The sequence below is a fragment of the Neobacillus sp. NPDC058068 genome, assembly GCF_042885335.1.
Lineage (GTDB): Bacteria > Bacillota > Bacilli > Bacillales > Cytobacillaceae > Neobacillus.
The window spans coordinates 42415-62866 of sequence record NZ_JBHVSI010000010.1 but is presented as its reverse complement, the minus strand read 5'-3'; the positions used below and the strand labels follow the sequence as shown (position 1 = coordinate 62866).

At 42.1% G+C, this 20452-nt stretch carries 19 protein-coding genes and 1 riboswitch; of the genes, 15 read left to right on the top strand and 4 right to left on the bottom strand.

Annotated features, from left to right (window positions below; genetic code table 11):
- Positions 1-24 precede the first annotated feature (24 nt).
- Positions 25-2022: a M6 family metalloprotease domain-containing protein gene (locus tag ACFVSW_RS13115; protein WP_387316600.1), complete on the bottom strand. Its 1998-nt coding sequence runs from the start codon at positions 2020-2022 to the stop codon at positions 25-27.
- Positions 2023-2668: 646 nt separating this feature from the next.
- Between ACFVSW_RS13115 and ACFVSW_RS13110 the strand changes: the two genes are divergently transcribed.
- Entirely contained in the window at positions 2669-3232 is a 564-nt protein-coding gene (locus ACFVSW_RS13110) for a DUF2062 domain-containing protein (protein ID WP_387316597.1), read from the top strand.
- 109 nt (positions 3233-3341) lie between these two features.
- On the opposite strand, the gene ACFVSW_RS13105 is transcribed toward ACFVSW_RS13110, so the two are convergent.
- Complete coding sequence (locus ACFVSW_RS13105; RefSeq protein WP_483872066.1) at positions 3342-4454, bottom strand: C40 family peptidase; 1113 nt, start codon at positions 4452-4454, stop codon at positions 3342-3344.
- Positions 4455-4942: 488 nt separating this feature from the next.
- On the opposite strand from ACFVSW_RS13105, the gene ACFVSW_RS13100 reads away from it, so the two are divergent.
- The 7 genes from ACFVSW_RS13100 (at position 4943) to clpP (ending at position 12439) form a co-directional block, all read left to right on the top strand.
- On the top strand, positions 4943-6217 hold the full coding sequence (locus tag ACFVSW_RS13100) for an L-lactate MFS transporter (protein ID WP_387316591.1): 1275 nt from the start codon (positions 4943-4945) through the stop codon (positions 6215-6217).
- An 89-nt stretch (positions 6218-6306) separates the two neighbouring features.
- Positions 6307-6666 carry a Na-translocating system protein MpsC family protein gene (locus ACFVSW_RS13095; protein WP_024026596.1) on the top strand — a complete coding sequence of 120 codons (360 nt, stop codon included), beginning with the start codon at positions 6307-6309 and terminating at the stop codon, positions 6664-6666.
- Positions 6667-6811: 145 nt separating this feature from the next.
- Positions 6812-9169, top strand: a complete 2358-nt coding sequence (locus ACFVSW_RS13090) for an FdhF/YdeP family oxidoreductase (protein ID WP_387316587.1) — start codon at positions 6812-6814, stop codon at positions 9167-9169.
- A gap of 25 nt (positions 9170-9194) precedes the next feature.
- Positions 9195-10022: a formate dehydrogenase accessory sulfurtransferase FdhD gene (fdhD, locus tag ACFVSW_RS13085; protein ID WP_387316584.1), complete on the top strand. Its 828-nt coding sequence runs from the start codon at positions 9195-9197 to the stop codon at positions 10020-10022.
- A gap of 202 nt (positions 10023-10224) precedes the next feature.
- Positions 10225-10863: a pyridoxamine 5'-phosphate oxidase family protein gene (locus tag ACFVSW_RS13080; RefSeq protein ID WP_387316581.1), complete on the top strand. Its 639-nt coding sequence runs from the start codon at positions 10225-10227 to the stop codon at positions 10861-10863.
- A gap of 268 nt (positions 10864-11131) precedes the next feature.
- A complete protein-coding gene (locus ACFVSW_RS13075) occupies positions 11132-11827 on the top strand; it encodes a sigma-70 family RNA polymerase sigma factor (RefSeq protein ID WP_387316579.1) in 696 nt (231 codons plus the stop codon).
- A gap of 30 nt (positions 11828-11857) precedes the next feature.
- Positions 11858-12439: an ATP-dependent Clp endopeptidase proteolytic subunit ClpP gene (gene clpP / locus ACFVSW_RS13070; RefSeq protein WP_387316577.1), complete on the top strand. Its 582-nt coding sequence runs from the start codon at positions 11858-11860 to the stop codon at positions 12437-12439.
- Positions 12440-12484: 45 nt separating this feature from the next.
- On the opposite strand, the gene ACFVSW_RS13065 is transcribed toward clpP, so the two are convergent.
- Both ACFVSW_RS13065 and ACFVSW_RS13060 read right to left on the bottom strand, forming a co-directional pair.
- Positions 12485-13591, bottom strand: coding sequence for an AbrB family transcriptional regulator (locus tag ACFVSW_RS13065; RefSeq protein WP_387316575.1), 1107 nt, complete (start codon positions 13589-13591; stop codon positions 12485-12487).
- 129 nt (positions 13592-13720) lie between these two features.
- Positions 13721-14641 carry an MBL fold metallo-hydrolase gene (locus ACFVSW_RS13060; RefSeq protein ID WP_387316573.1) on the bottom strand — a complete coding sequence of 307 codons (921 nt, stop codon included), beginning with the start codon at positions 14639-14641 and terminating at the stop codon, positions 13721-13723.
- 311 nt (positions 14642-14952) lie between these two features.
- On the opposite strand from ACFVSW_RS13060, the gene ACFVSW_RS13055 reads away from it, so the two are divergent.
- From ACFVSW_RS13055 to cysC, 7 genes are all read left to right on the top strand, one after another.
- Entirely contained in the window at positions 14953-15420 is a 468-nt protein-coding gene (locus ACFVSW_RS13055; protein ID WP_387316570.1) for an SRPBCC family protein, read from the top strand.
- Positions 15421-15622: 202 nt separating this feature from the next.
- Positions 15623-15886, top strand: coding sequence for a hypothetical protein (locus ACFVSW_RS13050; RefSeq protein WP_387316568.1), 264 nt, complete (start codon positions 15623-15625; stop codon positions 15884-15886).
- Positions 15887-16151: 265 nt separating this feature from the next.
- A riboswitch (SAM riboswitch) is annotated at positions 16152-16253 on the top strand.
- Positions 16254-16324: 71 nt separating this feature from the next.
- A complete protein-coding gene (locus tag ACFVSW_RS13045) occupies positions 16325-16480 on the top strand; it encodes a YezD family protein (protein ID WP_387316926.1) in 156 nt (51 codons plus the stop codon).
- 159 nt (positions 16481-16639) lie between these two features.
- Entirely contained in the window at positions 16640-17356 is a 717-nt protein-coding gene (locus ACFVSW_RS13040) for a phosphoadenylyl-sulfate reductase (protein WP_387316565.1), read from the top strand.
- Between the two features lie 14 nt (positions 17357-17370).
- On the top strand, positions 17371-18438 hold the full coding sequence (locus ACFVSW_RS13035) for a sulfate permease (RefSeq protein WP_387316563.1): 1068 nt from the start codon (positions 17371-17373) through the stop codon (positions 18436-18438).
- 239 nt (positions 18439-18677) lie between these two features.
- Positions 18678-19826 carry a sulfate adenylyltransferase gene (sat, locus tag ACFVSW_RS13030; protein ID WP_387316560.1) on the top strand — a complete coding sequence of 383 codons (1149 nt, stop codon included), beginning with the start codon at positions 18678-18680 and terminating at the stop codon, positions 19824-19826.
- Positions 19827-19841: 15 nt separating this feature from the next.
- Positions 19842-20441 carry an adenylyl-sulfate kinase gene (cysC, locus tag ACFVSW_RS13025; protein ID WP_387316557.1) on the top strand — a complete coding sequence of 200 codons (600 nt, stop codon included), beginning with the start codon at positions 19842-19844 and terminating at the stop codon, positions 20439-20441.
- Positions 20442-20452: the final 11 nt, after the last annotated feature.

The window sequence follows — 20452 nt, the reverse complement described above, 5'->3', positions numbered from 1 at the left end:
TATTACCTCTTTAACTATTATTCTTTAATTTCCATTACCAGGACCAACACGACGAGTCACGGTAGATTTCTTTCCTGCATCAGTCTCAGATGTGCTTGTGAAGGTAAGGTTTGTTGGTGTTGGCTGAAGCTGACCTTTGCCGCCTTTAGGAATCTTTACGTAAACTGGTACGGAAACCGTTTTACCAGCTTCCACTTCAATCACGTTATGTTGTAACTGAATTTCCCAGCCAGCATTAGTTTTGGCATTAAGACGAATGAGATCTGTTGCATTTCCTGTATTCTTTACATTGAAATAGTAGACTGCTACTTTACCTGGTGTAGCAAAGTCTGAACTACCGTTTGCAACAGATACACCACGTGCAAAGGAGCCAGCGCCATCCAGATGCCGCACTGCTACCCGATAGGAAAGAGCACCTGTTGCGTCATATTTTTTATCTAACATGTAGAAGTGAAGACGGTTATATTTATCTGTGTACTCACTGACCACGTCATCACCGGTCCCAGCCTTAAAGAGGGCGTCGGCTAACTGTTGATAATCCCCCTTGGAGAGCATGGCAGTGGATCCATCTGGACGTTTGAAGTCTACTTTATTGATATCTTCTATATGTGAGTCTACTACCCAGATGTTTGGTGCAGATTCGCTATTCTTTGTTTTCGCCAGTAATACACCTGAGTCCGGAACAAAAGAATCTGAACCTACGCGGTCGACTACTTCGACAGTATAGTTATCGTACCATTTAGCCCCGCGCTGCATGTCAGCACGCCAATCGTCATTTAGTGAGTTTGCTGGTGTGTTATCCACCATGCTGATATTGATGCCGTGTAATCCCTCGCGTCCAAATTCGCTGCCAGTAGGCACCTCACGCGCAAGAATATCGGCGAACACAGGTCCAGTTTCAGCAAGTTTGTCGCGGTCTAGACTCAGATATTGGTCCGGCGCGAGGAAGCCTTGTTTGATTTTATTTCGCAGCATATGGTGTGATGGTGCGGATGCTCCAAGAGTAGATGGGACCATCCAGCGAGTGTGTGAACCACCTGGACCGTTGAAGCTGCCGCGGCTCATAATTTCCCAAGGACCCGAGTAAGTTCGGGATACAGGAATAGCATATGGATTGTTATAGTTGTCGCCAAGATTCATAATATGACCAAATTCATGAGCAAAAACGCCCATTCCATCATTTTCACCTTGGATGGATGTGCCACCGCTGGCACTAGACCAGATACTTTTGGCAGCATACCAGGAGGTCCACGGTACGTACCGGGTAATCGCCGAATTGGGCATACCAGGTACATTTGCTCCAGCAACAATTGGTCCGAATGGATTTGTTATCGCATCGGCATTTTGAAACATCATTTCGCCAAATTCCTGCCAGACGCCTGATTCGTCATATCCTGCATGGATGACAAAATTAAAATCGAACTTTTCACCGGAAGCAGCCATATCAGCCTTCGCTGCGTTAACAGCTTCTGTCCTTAGGTTTCTACCTTTGAAGCCGGCAGGCATGTTTACCGTCTGCCCGAACTCGTTAAGACCATACTCGAATTCATTGCCCTCCATCCGATACGTACCAAAGGATTTGACCTCAATTTGCCATTTACCGAAGGAGTTTTCACGCCAATATTCATTTACTGTCCGATAGTTGTTTAGCGCTTGAGGTTTGTTGAGGAAGTCCTCCCAAAACTTTCCAAGATCATTGCGAGGTATTTTTCCTGATATGACCGGGTTGCCGGCTATCTCTGACCCTTTAGGCTGGCTCAAGATAAAATCCTGGTCTTTGAAATCCACAATAATGAGAGCGCCCCTGATGACTCTTTCGGCCTTAACGTCAGCAGTGTTCCAGTCTACTCCTGGAACAGGCTTGTAATCATTCCACGTCATATCCCGTGGAAGAACCCAGGACTGTGGGTCAACTGGTTCGGGGAAATCAGATAATCCTGGCTGCGCTGCATAAACGGTCGAAGATACAGCAACAGTCAAAATACTAACTAAAAAAATAAGTGTTCTCTTCCATAGCCTCAAAACATTATCCTCCTAAAATATAGTATGTACAGGTAAATAATAACATCGTAATATAAGACTGAATATATGGAAGAGTCATAATTTTAAAAATGATTAGGAGGTCCTGATGCTTAAGTCTCAAATACACCGTTTCTAGTGGCAGGTGCCTGACACCACTGTATCGTGGTAGTTTTTTCAAAACTCTGCCGTACTTGAACATTGCCCTGTGGAGCCTGACTAAGAGAGGTTTATATTGCCAGTGAAGCTGGAAAAATCCCGTTACAGTCATTAAGAGAGGTTCATAATGCCCGTGAAGCTGGAAAAAAGCCCGTCACGGTCACTAAGAGAGGTTCATAGTGCCCGTGGAGCCTGAAAATAGCGTGACATGGTCACTAAAAGGGGGGAATTATGCCTGTGGAGCCGGAAAAAAGGCAGTCGTGGTTACTTAGAGCGAGTAGTGGGGCAGGAATTAGTTTTTCCATTAACATTTACCAATAACTAATAAATTTTTTATTAATTTTTAATAATTAATGTGTAAAATAGAAGATACAGCTAGACCAGCTGTGTCAATTCTTTTTAGCTGAAAAAAATTTTTTGAAGGGTTAGAATTTAACGCTAATATAGAATATAATAAACTTATCTTTTTTTTCACTAGGAGGGGTACCTTATGAGCATAAAACAAAAAAAGTATAATGTTTTTCAACGGCTTGGACGTGCTTTTAAGTTAAACTTCTTAAAACTTCTTCGTTCTCCTGAAGGAGCCAAAAAGGTATCATTGGGATTTGCCCTTGGCTTTGGCTTGGAAATGCTCGTAATTTCAACTGCTTCACTTATATATATATTATTTGTACCAATTGTCCGTTTGGCAAAAGGATCATTACCAGCGTCTATCATCGGAAATGTCATTGGAAAACTAACGCTACTTCCCGTGATTCTTTTACCTTTTGCGAGAACACTTGGAAAAGCAATCTTTCCAATGCAAGTCAGAATCGGGCACCATACATCTTTCTCTTTTCATCAATTAATGCAAGGTGATTTCCACAGTTTAGTTGGCCTCCTTCATGGGGGAGTCCATGCTTTAATCGGAATGACCATTTTTGGAATTATCCTTAGCATTATTTCTTACTTTATTGTTCATTATTTCTATGAAAAAGAAAAAGCTAATAGACTAAAGAGAAGAAGACATAAACATGAGATTCGTATCAATAAAATCAATGAGAATTTAATATAAAATATGTCTTTTGAAAGCTCTTATGTTAAAATTAAGGGCTTTTTTTATGGAAAAGGGCGGAGCGCCGCAAAAACTAGTCAGTTTACCTAATCGAAGTGCACGGGACGAATTAGATTCGAATCACACGCCCCTTAAACGTGTTTTTCCAATAACCTTTCGTCATGTCGGCAATGGCGACACCGGTAGAGCTTTGGGATCCAATGAATTTTCCGTTTCCAAGATAGATCCCCACATGTCCGTCTCGTTTATACGTGTCAAAGAAGACAAGATCTCCTGGCTGCATTTCTTGAGGAGAAACTTGACGACCGTCTTTTTTTATCGAATCTGTATGGCTGCCAATTTCGATACCTGCTTGTGCAAACGCCCAATGAACAAAGCCGGAGCAATCAAACCTGCCTTGGGCAATATCACGGGCATTTCTTCCGCCGCCAAACACATAAACAGAGTTTCCAATGTACTTGTTCCCGGCGGTGGTGACCGTACTTATGTACTTATTCTTTACTTTCGGAATGGGCTCAATGTTTGTATGAGCAATCTCCTTTTTCCTAGATGCTTGGTCAAGCTTTTCTTTTAACACCACATATTCTTTTTGTTGTTTTGTTAGGTGAGCCTGCATTATTTCAAGATTTTTTCTCATACTGGCAAGCGCCGTAAGTTTCTTTTCTAAGGACAGCTTTTTGTTATCGTATTCCCGTTGCTGGCTTTCCTGCTGTTCCAACAGATTTCGGTCTGCCTCCGCTATGGCAGCTACTGCCCCAACGCGGTCAACAAAATCACTAAGACTTGTAGAACCTAGCAGTACGTCAAGATAGCCAGCGTGTTTTTCACTTTGTTGATAGGAAAGAGCACGCTGCTTTAATACCTGTGTCCGTTTATCGATACTATCTTTTAAAATAAGAACCTCTTGCTCAAGTTTTTCCACTTCTAATTTCGCCGCATAAGCCTCACGATCTGTTTTTTGGATTGCCAGATTATTCTCTTGAATAGCCTCGGAAACACGCTTCATTTGCTCATTTATGCTAACAAATTTCCCTTGGTGGTTTGGAATTGCTGGTTCAGCTGTTAATGGCCTTGTTTGAATGGCAGCCTGCTTTACTTGGGTTAAATCGTCTTGATTATGTAAGTCACTAAACGATTCAGCATATACCATATGTATAGAAAATTCTTTCCCGACGGCGGTAAGCATGATGGCTAAGCTAAACAATATAAGGATTCTTTTGATCACTCAACATCACTACTTTCTTTTTAGAATAATTATTTTATTATTAATCTTCCAAATGTTCATACTATTCAGTGTATCAAAATTGTAACAGATAATTCTGTCAACCATGTTATAAGAGTATTACAATTTGATAACAGTGAAATATAGCAGTTGAAACCCGCTTCATTAGATATTTTTTTATCTCTTGAATTGAATTAGCTTCCATGGTATGATAAAAAACATCAAATGTGAACAAATTGTGAACTTTTAAAAAATTATGAGTCGCTTTTAATACGAAATAGCGTTCCTGTTGATCGGTTAAAGGTATTTATTACTCTAGTAAACAATAACTGTTGGTACTTAACAGCGTCCCTGTTTAAGGCAAACCGTTGTAAGAATTCATTAAGATTCCTTTTTCTAAGGAACCTACAGTGAATTTTTTCAACGGTTTTTATTTGTTCACAAAGCTTTTACATAACATGAATTCCAAAAGGGAGAGGTAGGTAAATATGAAAAAGACAAAAAATAGGTGGCTGATTGCTTTATCGGCAGTTGGAATTCACATTTCAATTGGTTCCGTGTACGCATGGAGTAATTTTACAACCCCATTAAAAGACTTATTCGGTTGGACTGATTCTGAAGTGGCGCTGACATTCAGTATTGCTATATTATTTTTAGGTTTGTCAGCCGCATTTCTGGGTCACTTTGTTGAAAAATATGGCCCTAGAAAATCAGGGTTACTAGCTGCGATCTTTTTTGGAGTGGGAATCGTCGGGTCTGGTCTGGCTGTCCATTTAGGTTCAAAATACCTATTATATGTTTTCTATGGAGCACTTGGCGGAATTGGATTAGGAGTGGGGTATATTGCGCCTGTTTCCACTCTTGTAAAATGGTTTCCAGATCGAAGAGGACTGGCAACCGGACTTGCGATTATGGGTTTTGGATTTGCAGCCGCTATTGCTAGTCCAATTATGAACATGCTCATTGAGTCAGTAGGTGTTGCCATTACGTTTTACATACTTGGAATTTCGTACTTCATCATCATGATGCTATCTTCGCTTTATCTTGAAAAACCTGAAGAAGGATGGCTCCCAGACGGATATAAAGAGAAAATTAATAGTGGAAAAGCAAAACCTAATATGGATTTATCACAACTGATGGCCAATGAGGCGGTTAAAACAAAACGTTTCTGGTACTTATGGCTGATGCTATTTATTAATGTAACCTGTGGAATTGCGATTTTAGCAGTTGCAAAGCCACTTGCGATGGAAAGTATCGGCATTGATATGACGGCAGCCGCAGCTCTTGTCGGAGCGATTGGAATCTTTAATGGTTTAGGAAGAATTGGCTGGGCTAGTTTTTCAGATATTATCGGTCGACCTGCTACCTATACATCGTTCTTTGTCCTGCAAATGGTGATTTTCTACTTCTTACCAGAAGTATCGATTAAATGGTTGTTCATGGGGATGTTAATTATCGTCTATACATGCTATGGCGGTGGATTTTCCTCGATTCCGGCCTATATCGGTGATTTGTTTGGCACAAAGCAGCTCGGAGCAATCCATGGATATATTCTAACGGCTTGGGCAGCAGCAGGTCTTGCGGGTCCATTATTTGCCGCTTGGATCAAAGATACAACAGGCAGCTATTCAGGCAGCTTAACGGTCTTCTCAGGATTGTTTGTCATAGCGTTTGTCATCTCAATACTTATCCGTGTTGATATTAATAAGCTAAAACGAGGCCAAATGAATAAAAATACACCATTGAAAAATCAGGTAAGTTAAGAAAGTTGCAAATTTTCTAGTAAACTAATACAATATTAACAACGTTAACAGTGTGTTAACCTGAAGTAATAGCAAGTGAGATGAGTTTATTGAATAAATATGAGGCGGAATTTAGTAATATTGTTCGCGCGTATCGTAAACGGCATATGGGGAAAGGTCCTAGTCAAGTACGAACAACCTTTTGTAAGAACTGGGCAATCTGTGAATTAGAGGGGAATCTATCTCCGATTGAAAAATTTATTGCCACTGCCGAAGATGGAAAACAAATGCTGCGGGCAGCTCGGACCGAAATGGTAAAGGAGATTTATAAGAAAAATCATCCTGCTGAGATGGAGGAACTTTTAGGAGTAGAATTCGTTAAGGTATTTGTTGATATCAATATCGAAGAGGACAAAGGAATGTCCATCTTCGTCTTTGATCGGGATATTGAAGAGAAGTTTAAAAATTAATGACTACTAAAATAGTTGGTACTTGGCAGCGAACCTGTTGAAGACTAACCACCTTGGTGCATTCATCCTTTTTCGAGATGAATGCTGTCCTGGGTGGTTTTTTATTTGTTTTTTTAAAATTGGAGATTTTGAGGAGGAATGAAGGATGGGAAAAACATTACATCCGGGGCCACAGAAAAAATCAGTTGTGCCTGCACCCGAACACTGGGTGAGTCCAATTCCTTTTGGACTAGGAAAAATGAAACCAAAACATATTCGCGATACGATGAAGGTCGCTTGGGAGAATAAAGATAATCTCGGCTATGCCGCCAATATTTTAACAAAAGGGGTTTGTGATGGCTGCGCGCTTGGTGTATCCGGTTTATATGACCAGACGTTAACAGGGCCACATGTGTGTACAACTCGCTTAAATGTCCTACGACTCAATACCATGCCTGCGATTAAGCCTGAAATTCTTCATGCAGATATAGATGAATTAAGGAAATATGACAGCTCGGAGCTTCGGAAGCTGGGCCGAATTCCCTATCCGTTAATCCGCCGTAAAGGGGAACGAAAATTTTCCCGGATTACTTGGGATCATGCGATGGAAATGATTGCGTTGAAAATGAGAAAGCTGGATCCAAAACAATTTGCTTTTTATTTAACAGCACGCGGGATTACAAATGAAAGCTATTATGCAGCCGGTAAAGTAGCCCGTTTTCTTGGGACCAATCACATTGATAATGCATCACGGATTTGTCACGCACCAAGTAAAACAGCTTTAAAGCGTTCAATTGGTGTCGGAGCTTCAACATGCAATTATTTAGACTGGATTGGCACAGATGTCCTGTTATTTTGGGGAAGTGTCGCATCTAATTCCTCACCTGTATCATCGAAATATATGCTCGAAGCTAAGAAAAAGGGAACTAAAATCATTGTTGTCAACCCTTACCGGGAACCAGCGATGGATCAATATTGGATTCCTTCAAACCCGGAATCGGCCTTGTTCGGAACCAAAATTGCAGATGATTTCTATCAAGTCAACATTGGTGGAGATATCGCGTTCATGCATGGGATTATGAAGCATTGGTTTGATATGGAAGAAAAGGTGTATGGTTCTGCGATCAACCACGAGTTTGTTGAGGCACATGTGAATGGTTATGAAGAGCTTAAGAAAAAGGTTCAAGACCAATCATGGGAAGCCATCGTTGAATCTTCCGGCGTTTCGAAAGAACGGATTATTGAATTAGCTAAACTGTTAGCGGGTAGTAAAAATGCTGTGTATGCATGGGCATTGGGACTTACTATGCATTCATTCGCCACTGATAATATTTCTCAAGTAGCAAACTTGGCACTTCTTCGCGGACACCTGGGACGAAAGCATGCAGGTCTTATGCCGTTCCGGGGACATTCAAGCGTTCAAGGAAGCGGTGAAATGGGTGCTGATCCATTCGTCTTACCCGGCGGCGGCTGGGATGGGAATACTGTCGAGAGAATCGAACAGCTTTGGGGATTTGAACTTCCAAAGTGGCAGGGAGATATCGTGGGAGTTACTCTGGAAAACATTGTCCTTCCAGAAACCCATGAGCGCAAAGTTAAACTCTACTACTTATCTGGCGGTAACTTTTTAGAGACGATGCCTGACCCTGATTTTATAAAAAAGGCCTTATCTGAATTAGAAATTCGTGTGCACCAAGATATTATTTTAAACACCTCGACATTAGTCGATGCAAAAGAAGCAGTCATCATATTGCCGGCAAAAACACGTTATGAGCAGGAAGATGGCGGTACGAGTACTTCAACAGAACGGATGGTTTATTTTTCACCTGAGATACCCGGTAACAAACAAAAGGTGGAAGAAGCAAGGGCAGAATGGAAGATATTTATCAATCTTGCTAAGCGTGTGAAACCGGAAACGGCTCATTTGGTTGATTTTGCTGACGGTTATGCCGTTCGTCGGGAAATTGCGAAAGCAAACCCTGATTATGAGGGCATCCAACACTTGAAAGAACAGGGAGACGTCTTCCAGTGGGGCGGCGCTTGGCTATGTGAAGACGGGATTTGTCCAACTCCTGACGGAAAAGGAAGTTTAATACCTGTTGAAATTCCCGATTTAAATAAGAAACCTGAACAATTTATCGTCACCTCCCGCCGTGGGAAGCAGTTTAATTCAATGGTTTACAATGAGGTGGATCCGTTAAACGGGGCAGGTCGTTATGACGTGTTAATGAGTGCTGTCGATGGGCAAAAACTAAGCATTGCCGAGGGTGAAGGAATCGTCGTATATAACGGATTCGGCGTATTCCAAGGCACAGCAAAATTTGTTGAGATTGCACCAGGTAATATCGAAGTGCACTTCCCAGAGGGGAACTTCTTGCTGCCGCGGGGCAGATATGAGAAATTTGCTGGAATCCCTGATTACAATATCACCGTGCATGTGGAAAAAGCAGAACGATATAACGCTAGGAAAGATACTGTCTATCTTGAAAAGCCAATTCCTGAACTTGAAATAGAAGTAGGATAGTTTTCCATAGAAAGGGGCGAAGCATGTGTTAAATGAAATTACTACTTCACAAAACATTCTCAGGTTTAACGGACAAGACTTTTTTGAGGATGAGGATGATGTTGCAGTTGAATCAGCTTTAACAATTGTAGTAGATGGAAATGAGTTTGCCACCATGGTATGTACCCCTTCTGACTTGCAGGAATTGGTGGTTGGATTTTTAGCATCGGAAGGTGTTATTCGCGTTTACAAGGATATCAAATCCCTTCAAATTGATGAAAATAGGGGATTCGCGTATGTTGACCTGATAAACAAACATTCCGTTTTTAAAGAGTTTCATTCGAAGCGATTTATAGGTTCCTGTTGTGGAAAAGGTCGGCAGTTTTACTTTCATAATGATGTGAAAACAGCAAAAACGGTAATGACAAAATTGACGATCACGCCGGAGCAATGCCGGAAGTTAATGAGGCAGATGCAGGAGAGCTCTTCTCATTTTCAGCAAACAGGTGGCGTTCATAATGCAGCTCTGTGTACAAGTGATGGAATTGTAGTATCAAGAACTGATATCGGCCGTCATAATGCCTTAGATAAACTGTTTGGCTACTGCATTATCCACCGAATTTCACTAAAGGATAAGATAATAGCTTTTAGCGGCCGAATCTCATCAGAGGTGTTGCTGAAAGCCGCCAAGATTGGGGTTGGAATAATCCTATCGAAATCAGCGCCAACCAATCTTGCCTTAACCTTAGCCGAGGAACTAGGAATTACCGCGGTAGGCTTTATTCGCGGAAACGGGTTTAACGTATACACCCATCCGCACCGAATCCAAGGGATCGGATCACTTCCTGCAATCATTGGTTTAGATGATTGTTAGAAAGAGAGGTTCATAGTGCACTTGAAGCTGCAATAAACCGAATTAAGCTGCCTGCCCCCCAGTAAGTTAATACGTTACTTCACTGGGGGGCAATCATTCATTCCCCTTTTTATCAAAAAAAATTGATTATTAGTAAACAATCATTCTTTGTTACATAAACGATATAATTAGAGAGAGATTATTTACTAAGGGGTTGATATTTTTGGAGATTGGCAATCCATTTAAAAATATTATTGAGTCAGAAGAAGAACTGCGTTCCTTTGTTGGTTTTCCAAGTGAATTAGTTAAAAATAAGGTGATTACATCTATTGATCACCATTGTTCAAACTTTATTTCCAAGTCACCATTTTTAGTTCTTTCTACTGCTGATGCTTCCGGTTTTTGTGATGTTTCACCACGCGGGGATAGTCCTGGATTTGTTCATGTTTTAAATGAGAAATATCTAATTATCCCCGAAAGACCAGGGAATAAAAGAATCGATTCTATGCGAAATATTTTATCCAATCCAAAAGTAGGGCTGCTATTTCTCATACCTGGTTTAGGAGAAACGCTTAGAGTTAATGGCAGGGCAGCTTTAGTAAAAGATAACGAGTTGCTTGAAACGATGGCAGTACGAGGACGAAAACCACTTGTCGGGATTGGGGTAGAAGTAGAGGAATGTTTTATCCATTGCGCGAAAGCCATTAAACGCTCAGGATTATGGGAGCCGCACATATGGGCTGATCAAGAAACATTACCTTCAGCTGCTCAAATATTATTTGAACACGCAAAGCTTCCAAATAGCAGTGCTGAAACAATCGAAGCAAGCTTAAATGAAAGCTATACTAAACGGCTTTATTGAAATCAAACGACAGTTCACTGTCGTTTTTTATGATACAACATAATAATGTTATGTAAATCGGACTTTATTATTTGTAGCCATTTTTAAAAATACATAATAGTATTATGTAAACTGATTAAAATTAATTTCATTACCAAGTTTTATTCAGTCTGTTCAAGTGAAAAATAGGTTAATTAGCATATTATGTTTTAAAAAAGTTTTTGACCCCGTATCTTTTTATCCTTCTTGAAACGTTTATTGGGTAGAGAGTGCAAAAGGAGTGAAAACCATGCCACAAAAGCTTAGCCCTTTCAGCAATGAAAATTCACAGGTTGATGAGAGGCTGTGGAGCGAATATTATCCAAAGCTTCAGCGATATTGCCGCTTTCTAACCCAAAACTCATGGGATGGAGACGATATCGCCCAGGAGACCTATCTTAAGGCATTAAAATATAACCAGCAACAAATGAGTTCAGCTTTGTTAAATAAAATTGCTTATCATCATTGGATTGATTTGCTTCGAAAAAGAAAAAATGTGACGGTCGAGGCTGATTTTGATCATTCCATTCATGAATTAACAGCTCAACTCGATGATATGTCACATGCTGTTAAACTGCTCTTGACACATTTTACGCCAAAGCAAGCCGTTATCTTTATGTTAAAAGAGGCATTTCAATATCAGTTAAAGGAAATAGCGGAGCTGTTAAACACGACAGAAATGGCTGTGAAGGCAAGTCTTCATCGGGTGAAAAAACGTCTCGAAAAAGATGATCATTCCTATTCAGCCGAATCATTTTGGGATCAGGAAGAGCGGGTTCAGCTTTCAGACATTTTTTATGATGCCTTGAAAAATCAAGACCCAACCGTCTTGATTCAATCCATTCCATCGCTAACAAGTATTAGTGAAGTGCCAAAGCTTGTTTCACGGAATTTACAACCGATTCAAACTTATTCCCCTTCAAGCACTCTCTGTATGGCGGCATAGCCAATTAATCGCTTTAAGGAGGAAAAGTAAATGAGTACCATTCCATATGTGATCGAACAATCTAATCGTGGGGAACGTTCTTATGATATTTATTCAAGGCTGCTAAAGGACAGAATCATTATTATCGGTGATGAAATAAATGACCACACAGCAAATAGTGTCGTGGCCCAATTATTATTTTTAGCAGCGGACGCCCCAGATAAAGAAATTTCTCTCTATATTAATAGCCCAGGTGGGTCAACTTCAGCAGGATTTGCTATTTTCGATACGATGCAGTACATTAAGCCGGATGTTCGAACGATTTGCACTGGTATGGCCGCCTCATTCGGGGCCATGTTACTGCTTGCAGGTACAAAGGGAAAACGGTACGCCCTGCCAAATAGTGAAATCATGATTCATCAGCCCTTGGGTGGTGCCAGGGGGCAAGCAACAGAAATCGAAATATCAGCGCGGCGTATCTTAAAATTAAAAGAACATATCAATCAAATTATTTCAGAACGCACCGGTCAGCCAGTTGAAAAGGTGGCAAAGGATACCGATCGGGATTACTTTATGAGCGCTGAGGAAGCGAAAGAGTACGGGATTATCGATGAGATTCTTTATCCAAAATAAAACATCGCAATTTGACATTACAGGAAAAAAACGAGGAAGGCGGTCTCAAGCTGCCTTCCTCGTTTTTCTGTTTCCAACTTTGAAAAATAACCTAAGGAGCGGTGGTACGGCAAAATAGATAAAAAACAGCCGGAATAATTGGTACCCGGTTACCATCGATAAATCTGCATGGACTTCGTGAGCAAGAATCGCCATTTGATCCATACCGCCGGGAGCTAAGCTTAATAAACTGGTGGATGGGGTAATATGGTAATAATGAACAAGCACCAAACCTAAACCGACAGATCCGATAATCATCAGCAGCCCACTAAGCAGCGCAAGGGTAATTATTTTTGCCTTATGCTCCAGCTTCTCAGGCTTCAATAATAAGCCGATGTAGCCTCCAATCATAAATTGCGAAACGTCCAATATTGGCGACGTAAGAGCAGGACCATGGAAACCTGAAATGCTGGCGATGGCTGTTCCAAGTATGGGTCCCAATAAATAGGGAGTAGGAAACTTGAATTTTTTGGCAAGAAAAGCACAGAGCACACATATCACGGCAAACAAAACAATGGTTGAAAATAGCGGTCCTGAAGTTTGAATTGTCTTTACAACCAAATCCGATGTCGGTTCAATAGCCGTATTTTTAAAAAGCGGCCCAAAAATGAGAAAAGGGACGAAGAAAATGATCATCATTAATCTGGCCACTTGCAGGAACGTCACCGTGGTAATATCGATTCCTTTCATTTCTTCGGCAAAAATAATCATTTGCGAAAGTCCTCCTGGAATGCTGCCGGTAAGTACAGTTGGATAATCCACGCCCGTAAGCTTGGAAACAACCCAGGCAATTCCGGCACAAAAACAAACGAGTAAAACGGTCATGATCAGCATCGAAGGCAGTTTCGCCGTAATTTGCATGAGCGCTTCTTTCGTGAAAGATAAACCAATTGAATAACCGACAATGATTAATCCCGTATCCCGTATATAAGTTGGCCAATAATAATGAATCTTTCCAAACCTTGCACCAATTAAAACAGCCGCCATTGGTCCAAGCAGCCATGGAATTGGTGTATGAAGTGCGGTGAACACCAGGCCGCCGGTGAATGCAGTTAACACGGTTATCGAAAAACGAAGCATTTTAATGTCCTGTTTTTTTGAAAAATTAACCAAGGGAGCCATTCCTTCTGTCTATTAAAGTTTTTATACGTCTTTGTATTTTAGGTGATTAGCCTTCGTTTTATGTCTATAAGAAGGGGTATTTAAGACATTGTGGTTGTTTGGCCAGCGTAATTTCTCTTGCTATTCAGATCCCATCACCGTTTCCCCAAGAAAGAGCACCTTTAATTGTTCTTCGGGGAGCTGCCGCTTTTCCCATTCACGAAATAACCGTTTTAATGCTTCCGGTCCCGTGTCATCGGCTAAGCGATAGGCGCCATAATGCATCGGCACGAAGTGTTTCGCTTTTAATTCGATGAACGCTTTCACACTGTCTTCCGGAGAAATATGGGATGGGGCCATAAACCACTCCGGCTCATAGGCGCCAATCGGCATAAACACGGTGTCGATTGTAAAGCGGTCCGCAATCTGGTGAAAGCCGCTGAAATAGCCTGTATCGCCCACAAAATAAAACGTTTCTTCGGTAGTTTGAAAAATCCAGCCGCCCCAATGGGATGTATTCATATCACGCAACGTTCGTCTCGTCCAATGCTGGGCTGGGACGAAATGAACGGTTATCCCTCCGTATTCGGTGCTTTCCCACCAACTCATCTCAGTCACATTCTGATAGCCTTTTCGGATAAAAAGGGACTTTAACCCAACCGGAACAAAGTAATGCGGATTGCCTTTTAATTTTTTCAGCGTCGGGAAGTCCAAATGGTCGTAATGGCCATGGGAGATGACGACGAGATCAATTTCCGGCAGATCAGCTAAGGAAATGCCCGGCTCCGTTAATCTTTTTTGAAACCCCATCCGCATGGCCCACACAGGGTCAGTTAGGATATTGATGCCATTTAGTTGAAGCAAAAAAGTAGAATGGCCAACCCACGTATACGTAGTTCGACTTCTGTTTTCGAATAGTTCCCTCACTTTTTTAACGGGAGATTGTTCGATGTTTACCGATAAATCCTTTACTTTACTTCGACGTTCTTTCTGCCATTTCCTCATGTCTTTAAACGATTTGTTGTTTGACACATTATCTAAATTAGCGTATCTCATTGTCATCCACTCACCTTGATTTTCTTTGGAAAACTATCATTAGGAAAAGTATAGCAAAATACCCAATCAATCATCAAAAATTTGTTAACAGGAGGAATGTTCATGAGGAGAAATCAGCTGCGATATGGAAAAATATTGGAAATTAATTGGGTTAAGGATGGTTTTTCATGAATGGATAACTATACAAATGATAATAGCGCCAGACGTTATTAAGCGGGCGTGCAGAACTCCATTTTTTAACAACTTTCCCCCGATTTGAATAAAAATAAACGAATGGAGAATGGGGTAATTCAGAGTTGTTAATTGGGGGGAAACACTTGAAAATCGAATACGGATATACCTTCGGATTACCAAAGGGCATTGTATGGAGGGAATTAAAGGATGAAAACATCCTTCGGAACTCGCTGCCGGGTTGTAAATCATTCATAGAAAAGGCAAAAGGATTTTACCAAGCCGAGCTCGAGATTAACATCGGCCCGATTGAAGATGTTTTTATATTTGAAATCTGGCGGAATATAGAAAAATCACCTTCTTACTATCGCTTGATCGTGAAAGGGAAAGGGAATCTTGGCGAGATTGATACTACAATTGATATCTTGATGGAAGAATCCCAGGGTACGACCAAATTAACCTTTAGTGCTGATGCTCAGGTAATGGGTGCACTTTCTTTGGCAGGAGAGCGCATTTTAGCGGCAGGGGCGAAAAAGAGTTTAGAAAGTTTTTTTCTAAAGATGGAAAAGGAAATAAAGAGGCGGCTTTATCAATTGAAAAGGGGCAGCAGATAAACGGTGCCTCTTCTCTGCAGTGGAGTGGGGGAGAGGTACCAGTTTTATAGTTAAGGAAAATAGATTTCTAATTTGTTAGTCCCGTCCTTCTTGAAGAATGTATCACGCACTCCCATTTTTATCCAAATAATTTGAAATCCATCGACAAATATCTACATAAATCTGCTATACTATAAGCAATAAACGAAGGAGGTGAAAATAGATGGAAAAAACACTCAAGTTGATATTGGACAAGCTTGATAGTCTGGACCAAAAAGTAAATCAAGTAATTAATACCGTAGCTGCCACGAATGTTAAGATTTCTGAAACAAACCAAAGAATAGATGCCCTTGAAACGAAGGTGGACACTGTCGTAGAAGATGTCAAAGAAATCAAAAGTTCTATGGCGACAAAATTTGACCTTGAATTTTATGATCGAAAAATTTCTGAACACTCCAGGGAAATTTACAAGTTAAAAAACAACTAAGTCTCTCCAAAAATAATCCACAAATATACCTATTTCCATATATTATATTCCCCGATTCTACTTTTATAAGATACGGGGTTTTTTGAATTCCATAAACCAAGTAGCCCGTTTTTATGAATTTGATAAACAGAGCCAGTCCCCCAACAAATTAACAGGTTAATTGACCGGGAGACTGAGTCCATTAAAAAGAATTTTTAAAATATTTAGTTTTCCTATTTACATTAAACCCATTGGCATGGTAGGATTAATTTCATTAATCATTCAATTCTTATCTAGAGTGGCTGAGGAACTGGTCCAATGAAGCCCGGCAACCTGCAAAGCAAGGTGCCAATTCCAGCAAAATGACCTTCATTTTGGGAGATAAGGTGTTAACTGTGGTAGTTCTAACGCCTTTCCTTGATGGGGAAGACGTTTTTTTTTGAAAGGAGACGGATCAAACTGAAGGCAGATGAAAAGGAAGAACTGATCGCACATATTGAGAAAATGATGGAGACCTTAAAATATGGCTCGATCACCTTAGTTGTTCAGGATGGAAAAATTGTCCAAATAGAGAAAAATGAAAAGGTTCGTCTTAAACCGAATAAGCATCGCTGACTAGACAAACTAGAGGCGGTCTTCACTTTATCAAAGTGGAAGACTGCCTTTTTTTGTGGAATTTCGGACGGAGCGAATATTTTTCAGACAGGAATAACTGATTCGTTTTTCGATAGATGAAACTCAATTTAGTTTTAGTGATAAAGGAGGCATTAAGTCATGACTGAAGTAATAACGTATCAAAACTGGCAGCAAATATCTGATACTTTCCCAATTGAGGATAAAACCAAGGGGGCCCTTTCTGTGCTGGAGTGGGCTTACCGGGCTTACCAATCCGAGGAAATTGTGTATGCGTCCAGTTTCGGGGCTGAAGCGATTGTTTTGATTGACCTCATCCAGCAAATTAAAGCGGATGCCCGGATTGTTTTTTTAGATACGGGACTGCATTTCCCAGAAACATATGAGGTCATAGACAAGATTGAAGCTCGATTCCCGTCGTTAAGGATAGAGCGAAAACAACCGAAGTTAAGTCTCGATGAACAAGCGGAACAATATGGTTCGGCGTTATGGAAGGGTGACCCTAACCAGTGCTGCATGATTCGCAAGGTTATTCCGTTAAGGGAAGCATTAACGGGAAAACAAGCGTGGATCTCGGGGCTTCGCAGGGAACAGTCACCGTCAAGAGCGAGCACTGAATTTCTTAATAAAGATGAAAAATTCAGGAACATCAAAATCTGTCCTTTGATTCACTGGACATGGGATGAGGTTTGGAGCTACATCAGGGGACACGAGCTCCCGTACAACACCCTGCATGACCATCAATATCCAAGCATTGGCTGTTTTCCTTGTACCCAACGGGCTGCAGCTGATGGGGACTCACGTGCGGGACGCTGGGTTGGAAGCGGCAAAACGGAGTGTGGCTTACACAGCAAATAGGGAGGGCTAAAGCTTTGCTTACAATTATTGCGATAACAATTGGGTTATTTTTTGCAATAAATATTGGTGCCAGTGGTGCGGCGGCTTCGATGGGAATCGCCTATGGAGCCGGTGTCGTGAAAAAACGGCTGGCCTTACTGCTGTGCAGTATCGCCGTGTTCCTTGGTGCTTGGCTTGGCGGCGGTGAAGTAGTCAAAACGATTGGCAGCGGGATTGTCCCATCTAGTACATTTACCGTGCCTGTAGCCTTAATCGTATTAGCATCAGCGGCATTATCATTGTTTTTGGCCAATATTTTTGGTATTCCACTTTCTACCAGTGAAGTGGCAGTTGGATCTGTCGTTGGTGCCGGGATTGTTTACCAATCTGTGTTTGTCGGTAAGCTTGTCTGGATTATGTTGTTTTGGCTGCTTACACCTTTTACAGCGTTTTTCATCGCCATTGGTGCTTCGTATTTGTTGGAAAATAGAAGGCTTAAAGGCTGGATGAAGGCTCGGAAAGCTGTTCCATTTCTGACTGTGCTGGTTGTATTTATGGGCTTGTTCGAAGCCTTTTCAGCCGGGATGAACAATGTAGCCAATGCTGTCGGCCCGCTTGTGGGTGCCAACATTCTTGCTGTTGGAAGTGGTATTTTCTGGGGTGGGTTGTTTGTCGCAGCGGGTGCACTGCTGCTGGGTCAGCGCGTCCTAGAAACGAATGGAAAAAAAATAACGACGCTTCGGCTCGAAGAGGGCTGTGTCATCTCGGGAACAGGTGCAACCATTGTAACCGTTGCCTCGGTATTCGGGATACCTGTCCCACTTACCCAAATCACAACCTCTTCCATCATCGGAATGGGTTTCGCCAAGCATGGCAAAGCAGTATTGAAAAAAGACATTGTTGTTCAGCTCCTGACCGTTTGGATTGTTTCACCCGTCCTATCGATGGTGCTGTCATACACTCTCATCCAATTGATCATCGAACATAATTTTTACCCAATCATTGCCATGGTTGGGGTCCTGATCTCAGTGTTCGGCGTGTCGTCGTTGATGAAGCGGCAGAAACCCGCGGTAGCGGTGCAGCAACAAGCTGCAAAAGAATAGCCGGTTTTGGGTGGTGGAAGTGGGTAGCCGCCAGTGAACGGCGGTAAGTCGCCAGTAATGGGCAGGTTGTCGCCAGTAACGAGCGGTAGTCGCCAGTAAATGGCGGTAAGTCACCAGTAACGAGCGGGTAGTCGCCAGAAACGGGCGGTTATCCGCCAGTAAACATCCGATATCCGACACTAAGCCGCACATCGATACTGGTAAACAGTTAAATTTAGCAAAGGAAGGATTTGATTTAAATGTCATTTTTACCAAAACCACATGGAGGAACGCTGGTTCAAGCCTTTAATCCAAACTATGATGTAGCCCAAATTGAAAAAGAACTTGAGATTGACGCGATTGCTTTGAGTGACCTGGAGTTAATCGGCGTGGGGCTGTTCAGTCCGCTGACCGGGTTTCTTGGCAAAGCAGATTACGAATCGGTTGTCGACCACATGCGTTTAGCGGATCAAACGATTTGGTCGATTCCTGTAACGCTGCCAGTATCCGCTGAAACAGCAGCTTCCCTCACAGTCGGGGAAGAGATCAAGCTTATTTTTCAAAAAGAGGTTTATGGCGTGATTAAAGTAGCGGAATGGTATGAACCTGACCTAGACAAAGAAGCACTTGAGGTATATAAGACACACGAACTTGCCCACCCGGGAGTCAAGCGGCTTTATGAAAGAGGTCCAGTCTACGTGGCTGGTGAAATCACACTCGTAAAAAAACCTGAAAAAGGGGTTTTCGCCGATGTGTGGCTTGAGCCGAAGGAAACCCGGGCATTGTTTGAAGAAAAGGGCTGGAAGACAGTAGTTGGCTTCCAGACGAGAAATCCGATTCATCGTGCACATGAATACATTCAAAAAGCAGCACTGGAAACGGTTGATGGGCTATTCGTCAACCCGCTTGTCGGCGAAACAAAGTCTGACGACATCCCGGCTGATGTCCGCTTGAAGAGCTATCGGGTCCTGCTGGAAAATTACTACCCTGCAGAACGGGTACAGCTTGGTGTTTATCCTGCTGCCATGCGTTACGCAGGACCAAGGGAAGCGATTTTTCATGCGATAGCCCGTAAGAATTTTGGCTGCACTCATTTCATCGTCGGCCGCGACCATGCCGGCGTCGGGAATTACTATGGAACGTATGATGCCCAGCTTATTTTCAGCGAATTTCCTGAAGGGGAACTTGGCATTAAGCCGCTTTTCTTTGAACACAGCTTTTATTGCAATAAATGCGAGGGGATGGCGTCTGATAAAACCTGCCCCCATAGCTATCATGATCGTGTCATCCTATCCGGAACAAAAGTTAGAGAATTGCTGCGCGCAGGGAAGCTGCCGCCGTCCACCTTCAGCCGGAAAGAAGTCGTCGAAGTGCTGATTGAAGGATTGAAAGAACAGCAGACGGTGTAAGGAGGGGAAATAACCATGTCAAAATCAACAAATATCACATGGCATGCCGCGGCAATAACGAAGTCAGACCGCCGAATTCAAAATCGCCATGGAAGCTGTGTTCTCTGGTTCACAGGTCTCTCGGGCTCGGGAAAATCAACAATAGCCAACGCCGTTTCAGGTGAATTGCATCGCCGGGGAATTAATGAATATGTCCTTGATGGCGATAATATCCGTCATGGCCTTAACCGAGATCTTGGCTTTTCGGACAATGACCGGACTGAGAATATCAGGAGGATTGGCGAAGTGGCCAAACTATTTGTCGATTGCGGCACCGTCGTGACAACGGCATTCATTTCGCCTTTTCGTTCCGATCGTGACCAGGTCCGTGCCCTTTTTGAAAAAGAAGAATTTATCGAGGTCTACGTCGAGTGTCCGTTGGAAGAATGTGAACGCCGAGATCCAAAACAGCTATACGCAAAGGCCCGCCGTGGCGAAATAAAGGATTTTACTGGGATAGATTCGCCGTATGAGGCGCCGGAACGCCCGGAAATTACCGTCCGTTCCGATCTTTTGACAGTTAAGGATGCAGTAGGACAAATTTTTCAATACCTTCAGGAAAAAAACATCATTTAGTTGGGAAAGGA